Annotated in this window: 12 protein-coding genes; 6 read left to right on the top strand and 6 right to left on the bottom strand. The window is 68.8% G+C overall.

The features are described from left to right. From VM054_09710 to VM054_09730, 5 genes are all read right to left on the bottom strand, one after another. The coding region (locus VM054_09710; protein ID HUT99335.1) for a hypothetical protein at positions 1-1,131 on the bottom strand (1,131 nt) is incomplete at its 3' end. Between the two features lie 16 nt (positions 1,132-1,147). Next, entirely contained in the window at positions 1,148-2,551 is a 1,404-nt protein-coding gene (locus VM054_09715) for a hypothetical protein (protein HUT99336.1), read from the bottom strand. 28 nt (positions 2,552-2,579) lie between these two features. Further along, a complete protein-coding gene (locus tag VM054_09720) occupies positions 2,580-2,792 on the bottom strand; it encodes a hypothetical protein (GenBank protein ID HUT99337.1) in 213 nt (70 codons plus the stop codon). A gap of 52 nt (positions 2,793-2,844) precedes the next feature. Then, positions 2,845-3,051, bottom strand: a complete 207-nt coding sequence (locus VM054_09725; GenBank protein ID HUT99338.1) for a hypothetical protein — start codon at positions 3,049-3,051, stop codon at positions 2,845-2,847. Positions 3,052-3,184: 133 nt separating this feature from the next. After that, positions 3,185-3,556 carry a sigma-70 family RNA polymerase sigma factor gene (locus VM054_09730; protein HUT99339.1) on the bottom strand — a complete coding sequence of 124 codons (372 nt, stop codon included), beginning with the start codon at positions 3,554-3,556 and terminating at the stop codon, positions 3,185-3,187. Positions 3,557-3,703: 147 nt separating this feature from the next. On the opposite strand from VM054_09730, the gene VM054_09735 reads away from it, so the two are divergent. Continuing rightward, positions 3,704-4,396: a S24 family peptidase gene (locus tag VM054_09735; GenBank protein ID HUT99340.1), complete on the top strand. Its 693-nt coding sequence runs from the start codon at positions 3,704-3,706 to the stop codon at positions 4,394-4,396. A gap of 623 nt (positions 4,397-5,019) precedes the next feature. Here VM054_09735 and VM054_09740 read toward each other — a convergent pair. Continuing rightward, entirely contained in the window at positions 5,020-6,702 is a 1,683-nt protein-coding gene (locus VM054_09740; protein HUT99341.1) for a nucleoside kinase, read from the bottom strand. Between the two features lie 278 nt (positions 6,703-6,980). Here VM054_09740 and VM054_09745 point away from each other — a divergent pair, with 278 nt between their 5' ends. From VM054_09745 to VM054_09765, 5 genes are all read left to right on the top strand, one after another. Next, the gene (locus VM054_09745) at positions 6,981-8,597 is read left to right on the top strand and encodes a hypothetical protein (protein HUT99342.1); all 1,617 of its coding nucleotides are present in this window, start codon (positions 6,981-6,983) and stop codon (positions 8,595-8,597) included. 224 nt (positions 8,598-8,821) lie between these two features. Next, entirely contained in the window at positions 8,822-9,235 is a 414-nt protein-coding gene (locus tag VM054_09750) for a hypothetical protein (GenBank protein ID HUT99343.1), read from the top strand. After that, positions 9,232-9,894, top strand: coding sequence for a hypothetical protein (locus VM054_09755; protein HUT99344.1), 663 nt, complete (start codon positions 9,232-9,234; stop codon positions 9,892-9,894). The genes VM054_09750 and VM054_09755 overlap by 4 nt, the downstream gene beginning before the upstream one ends. A 3-nt stretch (positions 9,895-9,897) precedes the next feature. Beyond that, positions 9,898-10,317 (top strand): hypothetical protein, encoded by a 420-nt coding sequence (locus VM054_09760; protein ID HUT99345.1) that lies wholly within the window; start codon positions 9,898-9,900, stop codon positions 10,315-10,317. Then, complete coding sequence (locus tag VM054_09765) at positions 10,310-10,927, top strand: hypothetical protein (protein ID HUT99346.1); 618 nt, start codon at positions 10,310-10,312, stop codon at positions 10,925-10,927. The genes VM054_09760 and VM054_09765 overlap by 8 nt, the downstream gene beginning before the upstream one ends. Positions 10,928-10,935 lie beyond the last annotated feature (8 nt).

Consider the following 10,935-nt stretch of genomic DNA (forward strand, 5'->3'; position numbering starts at 1 on the left):
TATCTGCTCCACGGCGAGGTTTATTTCCCCGCGACGGATGAGCTCGACCAGGAGCTCCTTGTAGAGCGTCCTGTGGGAGCCAGACAGTGTGGCGATGACCAGGCTCGGCCTCGCCCCGGGGCGACCGATGAGCCCGGCCAGCGGCTCCAGGAGACCCGTCGAAATCTGCTCCGCCAGCTCCCGGGCGATGCCGTCCAGGGTCAGAAGGAACGTGTTCACCTGCTCGGAGACGAGGGCCAGGCTGCCCCGGTCGCCGTCCTGATACAGCGCCTTCTCGGGGACGAAGAGGCTCGTGACGAGCATGCGGGAGAGGTAGCCGACCCAGTCCAGGAGGGGGCCGACGTCGGCCGCACCCTGGAGCAGCTCGATCTCCCAGCCGGGCTGCCCGGTCTCGACGGGCTGGGGCAGGGCCACGGCGGGGTGCTCGGAGTTGATCCGCTTGGCGAGCTCGAGGGCACGAGTTTCGTTCGCCGGTGCAGACTTCCCCTCGCTGTCCACGGTGAGCTCGGCGGGGTAGCGCACGACGGCTGGCGGCAGGGCGTGCCGCTCCAGCCAGCGGTTGCCGTAGACCACGGCGTAGGTGAGCGCCTGCCAGAAGGGCCAGGCCGGGGTGAGGTGGCTCTCGCCCCAGGGGTCGCCGAACTCCCCGGCGTGTACCAGCCAGAGGGACTTTTCCGCGTCGAGGTCCACGGTGCCGTCGGCGCCTCGCCATCTCAATCCGGCAACCCGACCTTCATCATCCAGAAGCGCCTCGATGGTCCCGGGGTCCAGGGCGCGGGTCTCGATCAGGCGCACCCCGTCCTCGGCGTCGTAGACGAGCTCGAACCCGGCGTAGCCGAAGTCCAACGAGGTGAGCGCCTGGCTCATAAGGCGTCGCCAGAGGGGGCGGAGCTGCTCGGCCAGCTCCCTGGCCAAACCCTCGTCCGGGTCCTTCACGTCCCACTCGGCGCTGATGATGGGGCCCTTGATGACGTTCAGGCAGGCGGCCACCAGGCCGTGGCGGCGCATCCGCCGCAGTATAGCCAGGCTCGGCGAACCCGAGGACATGGGAGTAGGACGGATATTGACGGAACGCGGCCGGCCCATCCGCGGGGCGGCCAGCTTCTTCACCTTGCGGCGGAAGAGGGGCAAGGGTCCTCCCGGGGGGTTAATCCAATCCAAGGGCGGCGGCGAGGGGGTCGTCGCCGAACCCGAAACTCTGATCGGCCAGGGAGGGGGGTTGGGTGACGAACCCCCTCCCCGCGGCCAACTCGCAGGCGTAGCCCAGGGCGTCCACCAGGTCGTCGTGGCTCCCGTGGGGGAAGGCCAGAAGCTCCTCCTCCAGGGGGCCCGGTTCCGGCGGGAGCCAGAGCCTCCCCCCGGACAGCCAGGCGGCCGGGCCGCTGGCGCGCAAATCCTTCCCGCCCCGGGGCTTCATGGCGACCACGGGAACGCGCCGCTTGCGCAGCTCCTGGACCACGGCGAGCTGATAGGCCACGGACTCGACGCCCACCACCACGGGCCGGTGGCGCCGGTTCATCTCGACGATGGTTTCGAGCTGGGCGGCGAAATCCAGCCGGAACCGCGTCGCCTCGAGGACGTGCCAGTCGCCGTCGGACGCGACGCCCAGGACGACGATGGCGCAGAAATCGCCGCCGCCCAGGGCCAGGTCCACGCCGACGACCGTAGCCACGGAAGGGGGCGGGCCGCCGGTGCGTCGGCGGAGCCACTCGGGGCGAAAAAAGGTCCCCGAGGCGAGGCTCGGGTCGTTTAAATATTGCAGGGCGAAGGCCACCGGCCCCATCTCACGCCGTCGCTCCTCCAATTTTTCCAGGGGCCAGCGGTCGGGCAGCAGCGGCGAGCCGTCGGGCAGGATTGCCGAGCGGCCGGTCCCGTTGACCGGCACGCCCCGGGCCAGCGCCGCGCCGTAGAGGTCCAGGGGGTGGTGCCGGGTGCCGACGAGGTGCAGAAAGGCCCCCGGCAGGAGCGTGGGGGCGAGGATGTTGGAAAACCAGTCGCGGAGCCGTTCCCGGACACGCTGGGTGGCCGAGGTGCGCTGAGCGACGAGGTCGTCGGCGACGACGCCGTCGTGGTGGCGACCCACCAGTCCCTGTCCGCTCCCGACGGCGGCCAGGGTCGGCTCTTTCCGCCGCCCGCGGCGCTTCAAGTAAATCGAATCCCGCGTGAACCGCAGGACGGGCGGGCCGTCGAAGAGCCACGCTACCTCGTCGCGCGCGAGAACCGAGGCCAGCTCGGCCAGAATCAGCCGGGCCTGGCGGCCGGTTTCCGAGGCGACCAGGTAGGCCCCCTCGGGGTCGAAGAGCGCCCGGTGGGCTAGAAAACCCACGGTGACCACGGTGGTCTTGAAAAAGCCCCGCGGCGCCAGGATGAGCGTCCGGGGCTCACGGGCGACCAGGCGGAGCCACTCGCGGTGGAAGGGCTCGAAGCGCCGGTCGGGGTAGAGGCAGCTCACGAGGAGAAGCCAGGGGTCGCGGAGGAGGATCCGGCGCAGGAGCGGCCGCTGGCTCTTCGGGGGCAGTCCCCGCAGTTGGTGCCAGACGTCCGCTTCCAAGTGCTTCTCTTTGAAGGGGCCGTCCGGCCTACGGTTCGTCCTCACCGGCCCCGAGCTCGGAGCGCAGACGCAGGGCGATTCCCAGGCCGACGTCGTCGGAGGGCCCCTCAGCCGCGGAGCCGTCCAGCTCGAGGAGCATGCGCGCCGCTTCGAGGAGGTCACGGGGCTTTGCGACGGTGAGCTTGCCGTCGAGGATTTCGCGCTCGGCCCGTTCGATGAGCTTTTCCAGAAGTCCGGCCACGGTCGCGCGCGGCGAGGAGGCACAGCTGTCGTCGGGGGCGTTCATAGATGCGTCATGCGTCCGGGCGGCCCGTGAGGTAGGCGCGGATGCGGTTGAGGCGCCGGCCCGAGGAGAACCAGCGGTCTGCGTCGCGGAGCATGAAGAGGAAAATCTCCCGCGCCCGTCGGCGCGCCTCGGGGGAGGGGAGACCGTCGTTCTCCTCCTCCACGGCGTTCTCGATGCGGGAGAGCGGCCAGACGTCGGCGGGGAGCTTGAACATGGGGCGGCTCGGCGGTTGGGTGTTTATCCGATTCGGGTGGGTGTGTTGGGTTTCCCCTCTCACCCCTTATTACGGATTGTGGGGGGCCGATTATAACAGATGCATCATATAATCATCATACGCCCTGAAACCGCTACCCGTCGGGTCCCGGGGCGCCCGCCAGACGGCGGACCAGGCGGCGGCGGGCCCTGGACAGGATGGCCGCCAGGCGGGGCTGGCTGACGCCGAGCGTTTCCGCCGCCTCGCGCTGGGCGTAGCCCGCGAGATAGTAGAGCGCCACCGCCCTCCTCTCACGGTGCGGCAGCCGGGACAGAAGCTCCTCCACCTCGAGCTTCACCGAGAGCCACTCCTCCAGGGAACGCTGTGTGTCCCCCGACCGGCGGGACCGGGGTGAGGAAATCCGCTGGGGGTGGGGGTGCAGGAGGCGGGCGAGGGCGTGGGGATAGAGCCGCAGCATGCCCTGCAGGCGCTCGTCGGGATCGAGCTGCGAGATGTCGAACTGCACGGGACCTCCTTTTTTAAAACGATGACGGTACGGGTGCTTGACATTTGTAAAAATGCATATTATAATCATCATGGGGTTGACAAAAAGAGTCTACAGATAATCATATTACAATCATAGGTCGCTGTCAAGCACCGGGGAGGAAAAAAGATGGAAACCCTCGGCGCCCGCATAAAAAGGCTCCGCACGGCGCTCAACCTGCGACCCGCCGAGCTCTCCCGCCTCGTCGGCGTCCCGCCCCAGTACATAGACAACTGGGAAAACCGCGGACACCGGCCGAGCTCGCGCTACGGAACCCTCCTGGCCCAGGCGCTCGGCATCACCGAGGAGGAGCTTTTCACCGGGCGCAAACCCACCAACCACGACGAGCTCTCGAAGCTGACCGTCACGGAGCTCCTGCAGAGAGCCGCCCAGGCCACCGCCGCGCTCCCCGGCTACGAGATCCGGCGCTTCCCCCTCCTGGGCGAAATCGCCGCCGGAGCACCCTTCGAGGCCGAGGGTGAAGAGGCCCTGCCCGTCGCCACCCACGTCCCCCGGGGCACCCCCGACAACTGCTACTTTCTGCGCGTCCAGGGCGACTCCATGCTCGGCGACGGCATCATCTCCGGCGACCTCGTCCTCATAGACCCCGACACGGACCCGGAGCACATGAACGAGCAGGACATCTACGCTATTCTGTTGAACCAGAGCAACGTCACCCTCAAGCGCATCCGCCGTGTGGGCGGCGTGATGTGGATGGTGGGGTCGAACCCGAAGATAGCGCCCATCCCGCTCACCGACGAGCAGCACGGCGAGGCGCGCGTCCTGGGCCGGCTGATCAAGCTCGAGCGGTACTACCACTAGGCGCGTCATACACCGGGGAGGTTCCGGTATACATTTCGTGTGAGCGCTCCATGAACCGAGCGACCTCCTTCTCATCATTCGAACATTGAATAATCGAGTCTACATATGACAAATCCCGGTCCAGGACCGGGATCGTCACACGACCGTATGACTTTTATCGGACGGCCGGTCCCCTCCCCCCTTGAGGGAAACGCGCTTACGGACCGGGGAGGGGGGTTAAGCGGCCCCCTCTCCCGGTGGGAGAGGGCCGGGGTGAGGGCTGCATTTGAATGAAAAACGGGCGGGTCAGGAGACCCGCCCCTACGGGTAAAGTGTGAATCGCGCACCTTCCTCGTAGGGGCCGACCTTTAGGTCGGCCCGCGAACTGCCGCATTCTCCCTCTCCCCGTGGGAGAGGCGCGCCTACGGGCTGGGCTGAGGGTCGGGGTAGGGAATGTAAACGCGGCGGCCCGCATTCCCCCTCTCCCCGTGGGAGCGGCGCGCCGACGGGACCGGGGTGAGGGCTTCATTTGAATGAAAAACGGGCGGGTCAGGAGCCCCGCCCCTACGTCATCGCAATCTGCGAGGCGCGGGCCCCCTCACGGCGACCGCCCCACGACAAACCGCACGGCCAACCCAAACCCCCTACTCCCGGCGGAAATCACTCCCCCCGATGAACTCCCGCAACAGTGACGTCGAAGGGACCATCTTATCCGGCAGGTCCAGGAAAAAGGCGATGAACTGGAGGAGCCGCTCGGCCTCGGCCCCCTCCGGCTCCCCCTCGGGCACACGCTCCAGGAGCGGACGGGCGTACTTCCCCAGCACCGAAAGCTCGTAGACGAGGGCGGAGTTGAACATCACGTCGGCGGTCTCCTGGAAGGGGAAGATGTAGCGGTCCTCCCCGCGCCGCACCTGATGCCAGCGCCGCAGCGTCTCCAGGGCGTCGTACCCCCGGAAGCGCGCGTCCCGCACCAGCCGCCGGACGAGCCGCGTGTCCGTGGTGGGCACCCGGTTGTGGTTGTCTATGTTGAGCTGGGTCAGGCAGCTCACGTACACCTTGAACTTCTCCGCCGCCGGGATTTCCGGCGTCAGCGCGTCGTTCAGGGCGTGGATGCCCTCCACGATTAAAGGTGTCTCGGGTCCCACACGCAGGGTCTCGGCGAGCCGGGCGCTCCGCCCAGCCTTGAAATCGAAGCGGGGCGGGTGGATCTCCTCGCCGCGCATGAGGGCCGACAGGTCGCCGTTCAGCGCCCCGACGTCTATGGCCTCGAGCCGCTCGAAGTCGGGACGCCCCTCCTCGTCCAGGGGGGTCCGTTCCCGGGGGATGAAGTAGTCGTCCACTCCCACCGCCACCGGCCGATGCCCGTTGATGGTGAGCTGCAGCGTCAGCCGCTGGGTGAAGGTGGTCTTGCCGCTGGAGCTGGGCCCGGCGACCAGAATCAGCCGGGGCACGGGGCTGCGCGAGCAGATTTCGTCGGCAATCTCGGCCACTTTCTTCTCGTGCAGCGCCTCGGACAAGAGGACCAGCTCCTTGGCGTCGCCCTCGGCGATGACCCGGTTGAGGCCGCCCACCGTCTCCGCCCCCAGGACCTTGATCCAGTCCGAGAACTCGTGGAAGATGTGGAAGAGCTTGCGCTGCTCGGTGAAGGGGGCCAGGGCGTCGGGCCTGGCGGAGGTGGGGAAGCGCAGGACGAATCCCGGCGGGTAGTACACCAGCCCGAAGGGTTTCAACAGGCCCGACCGGGGCGCCACCGGCCCGTAGAAGCTGTCCAGCACGCCTCCGAAGCGGTAGACCACGATCTCGTCGCGGGGGTAGTGCTCCAGGAGCTGGACCTTGGTCGCGTCCCCCTTCGCCCGGAGCTCGGCGATGACCGCCTTCCGGGGCATCACCTCCCGGACTATCTCCTCGTCCGTCGCCACCAGCTCGTCCATCCGCCGCTTCAGCTCCTCCACCATGTCCGGCGTGACGGGCACCGAACAGTCCGACGCGTCGGCGCGGCGCAGCTCGCCGAAGAACCCGCCGGAGAGGGAGTGGTCAATGTACACGTAGGTTTCGGGGAAGAGCTCCGCCGCCGCCCGGATCAGGAGCAGGCGCACCCCGCGGCGGAAGGCCCGGATGCCCTCGTGATCGGCGATGTTGCGCGGGCTCAGCCGGCAGCCCTTCTCCAGCGGCTCGCGCAGGTCGCGCGCGTGGTGGTCGCTGAAGGCCATGAGCCAGGGGGGCTCCGGGGCGGGCAGGCCCACGAGCACCCGCTGGATCGGCGTGCCCCGTTCCACCTCGAGCGCCACGGGCTCCGCGCCCGGCAACATCACTTCCACATTGATCACGTGAACCCTCCGTCCGCCCGCGCCCGTCGGGAAACGTTACGGACAACTCCGGCGTTCCCGCTTCAACGAAAAATGTAGGGCGGACCCGTAGGACGAGTCCTCCACGGGCCGCCGCATGCAGGGAAATCAAATGTAGGGCGGCCCCGTAGGACGAGTCCTCTGCGGGCCGCCGCGCGCAGGGAAATCTAGGACAGTATAGCATACCGTCATGGTGGACACCGCCCTTGCGGCGGGGGAATAAATGGTCTATACTGCGCCAATTTGGTGAAGGGGGTCGCATGAGGAAGCTCGTCCCGGTTCTGCTGATCATCGCCGCCGGCGCCCTGGCCGCCGCCGGGCGCATCGCCGTCTGGCTCGATGTCCCCGGCTCCAGCGACTACCGTCTCGTGGAGGCCGCCCGGGCCGGATTCGATGAGGGGCTGACCGACGCCGGGTTGAACCCCGCGCCCCGCGACGAGGTGACCAGCATCAACACCGTCATAGACCCCTCGAGCGACGCCCAGCTCGCGCAGTTGGCCGCGGCGCTGGGGTGTGACTACGCCGCCGCCCTGACCGTCGAGGCCGCGGGGGGCGGGGTGGAGATTTCCGGCCTGGTCCTCGACCCCTACAGCGGAAAACGCTACGAGGGCCCCGCCGCCCCGGCGGAGAGCGCCGACGGCGCCCGGACGACGGCCGCGCGCATGGCCGGGGAGCTCGCGATAAACCTGCCCACCTCGGGGCCCGTGATTTCACTGGACGAGAAGTGGTCCACCGCCCAGACGGCCCTCGGCGCGGGCGACGGCGTTCAATTCAACGATTATTGCTGGATCTACCGCTACGGCGAGCCGCTGATCCACCCCGACACCGGCGAGATTCTGGGGGTGACGGCGACCGTGGTCGGGGCGGGCCGGGTGGAGGAGGTCCGGGGCGACCACCTGTCCCTGGTCTCCCTCTCCCCGCCGGCGGAGGGCCTGGAATATTCGCCCACCGACCGGGTGCGGGCGCTGGACGGGGGGACTTACGAGAGGCTGGGCTTCGCCCGCGGCACCGTGGTCTCCTTCGGCGTCCTGGGGTTCGGCGGCGCGGCGGCCATGCCCGTCCCCCTCCCCGGACCGGTTCACCCGCCCGGACCCGAAGGAGTCGAATTGAAATTGGAGGAGAGCCTGGAGTTGGACTACACCCCGGTGGGCCTGGACGCGTCCTACTCGGGCGTCGTCCTCTGCGATGACGACGGGCGGCTCCACCTCCTCCCGCTGAAGCTCGAGAACGGTCCCGAGCTCCTCGTCGAGACGGGGGTGTCCGGTCCCGTCGCCCGCCTGGGGGACGAGGTTTACCTGGCCAATTCCTGGGAGGGCGTGGTGCTCCGTTTGGCCGCCGGGGCCGACGAGCCGGAAATCTTCGCCGAGGGGATCAGCCCGGACCTGCTCGTCGCCGGGGGCGACGGCAGCCTGTGGGCCGTCGTGTTCAGCTACTCCTCGGGCTGGGACCTGGTGACCTACCCCGCGCTCGAGCTGGGGCCCGCGGGCGACGTGGTCGAGGTCCGGGAGCTGGACGCGGGCAAGCTCAACGCCCTCGCCGCGTCCCCCGACGGCACGCTCTACTACCTCGCGAGCTTCGAGCCGATACGGGGCCTGCGGCCCGACGGGTCGGTGTTCGAGGTCGGCGCCCGGATGCTCCCCGACCCCAAGGCCCTGGACACCGACGCCCTCGGCTGGCTCTACGTGGTGGACGCGCGCTCGGGGCTGACGGTCTTCGACGCCCGCCAGCGGGTCGCGGGAACCTGGGGCGGCGCCGGCGTGGTGGACTTCCGCAACGTGAATCTCATCGCCGTGACGGACGACGGCGTCTACCTCGCCTCCGGCTGGGACCGGGTCCTGTACCGCCTGAGCCTCTCCTACACCTACCCGGAGCGCTGAGTGCGCCGCGGTGGGCGAGACCCTGGTGGAGGAACTCCCCCGCGGGCTCGGGGAAAATTGCCCGAAAGCCGCCGCCTCAATCGCCGCGTAACCGGCCGGCCAGCGGGCTCGGGGAAAATTGAATTTTTAGTGTATAGTTAGATGGTTAAGAATGGATCGGGGGAACCGCCGACGCATCCCGGACCGACGGGCGGGGGCGGACACCCGAGAAAAGGGCGGTAACCATGCGCCGGTATTCACTCTGGGTCGTGGCGGCCGTGCTCTTGGCCCTCCCGCTGGGGGTCCGCTGCGAATCCGACTCCGAGAGCGGGGAGGCCAGCCTGGCCGTCACCAACGGCACCTACTACTACATCCACGTCCAGATAGGCTCCGACAGCTTCCCCTACCTCCCGCCCGGCGAGACCAGCGGGCGCTCCCTCATGTCCGTGGGCGAACGGGTCACCTGCCGGGTGACCTACTCACCGGGGCAGGGCGTCTCCGGCTGGTACACCTTCGATTACACCGGCGGCGGCGGGACCACGGGGGGCCTGGGCTGCAACGAAAGCGGACAGCTCACCTGCGAGCCGACCTCATCCTACGGCTCCGACGACGTCGTCACCGTTTACGACGTCAACCTCCGGGGGGTGCAGGTGGAATGAGAACGATCGCATACCTCGTCATAGCGTTGATGGTCACCGCCGCCTCGGCGGCCGACGTGTACCGCCCCACCGCCGACGAGCCGGAGGCCTCCGCCCGGTCCGAATCCCTCTTCAGAATCGCCCTTTCCGTCAACACGGCGCTCGCCGTCGGCGACTGGAAGGCCCACCCCATAGACGCCGACCGGACCATGTTCGGCCCCCTGGTCGGCGTGGAGCTGGAGGCGGGCTGGAACCCGGGGCGCGTCTTTTACGGCGTCGTGGGCCGGATGTGCACCTACGACACCGGCGGCATCGTGGGGCTGGGCGACGGGAGCGGTGAAATCGAGGCGGCGCACGCCATGAGCCTCTCCGCCCTGGCTTCCGTGGGGCTGTATTTGGGCGACGGCCGTGTAAAACCCTGGGCGGGCCTGGGGGTCGGCGTGGAGTGGATGATCGCCGACGAGGAGTTAAACGGCGTCGTGTTCGATTTCGATAATGTCTTCCTCCCCGTCCTCACCTTCAGCCCCGCCGTCGGGCTCGAGTTCGGCCTGTCGGACGAGCTCTACGTGCCGGTCCGGGTGAGCTACGACTTCAGCCTGAACCAGGTGGAGGGCTACGGCGACTACTCCGGCCACGGGCAGGACCTGGTCGTCGCGGTCGGCGTCGGCCTCTACCTCTAATCCATGCGCCGCTCCCTCCGGCTTCTGCTGCCCATCCTCGCCATCCTCCCCCTGGGCGTCCGGTGCGAGAGCGACGCCGCGGGGACGACCGACGGCTCCCTGGCCCTCTACAACGACACCGCCTACTACCTCCACCTCTCCATCGGCGGGGCGGATTTCCCCTGGACCCCGCCCGGCGACTCCACCCCCCGCGTGGGGGTGGACATCGGCCAGACGCTGCGCTGCACCGCGGCCTACTCCCCGGGGCAGGGGCGGACGGGGAGGACGGAGTTCGACTTCACCGCCTCGGCCGCCGATCCCGAACCCGGCGTGGCCGTCTCCTGCAACGCCGGCGTCGGCACCGCCTGCGACCCCCTCGTCACCGACGGAAGCGCCCCCCACTACCTGCGTTACGTCACCGAGGAGATGCTGGGGGATGCGTAACCCCGCCCTCCTACTCCTGCTCGCCCCCGCGTTGAGCGCGACCGCCGCGGACACCGAGGTGTGCCTGGCGCTCTACGCCGACACCATGCTGGCCGTGGGCGACTGGGTCGCCCTGCCCGGCGACCCGGACCGCACCATGTTCGGGCCCTCCCTGGGCTGCGAGGTCGAGCTCACCCTGCGCCTGGGGCTCTCCATCTGGGGGCTGACGGTCAAGTACGGGACCTACGACACGGGGGGCTACGTGGGCACGGGGGAGGAGCCGAACCGGGTCGAGGAGGCCGAGGCTCACTCGGTTTCGGCCCTGGGGTTCGCCGGGGTCCGGATGGACGAGGGGGGGACCGTGCGGTTCTGGTGCTGTCTCGGCCTGGGGGTGGAGTGGCTGCGGGCCCGGGAGACCGTGGGCGGCCGGGATTACGACTACGGGCGGATATTTCAGCCCTGCCCCTGCGCCTGCCTCGCCCTGGGCGCCGAAGTGTTCCTCACCGAGGACCTCTTCGTGCCGGTCAAGGCGAGCTACGACGTTAGTTTCGGCCAGGTGCTGGGTTACGGCGGTTATTCGGGCCAGGGTACGGACCTGGTCCTGTCGTTGGGCCTGGGCGTCGTTTTCTAGGGTCACCC

The sequence above is a fragment of the bacterium genome, from assembly GCA_035528375.1.
Taxonomy (GTDB): Bacteria; RBG-13-66-14; RBG-13-66-14; order RBG-13-66-14; family RBG-13-66-14; genus RBG-13-66-14.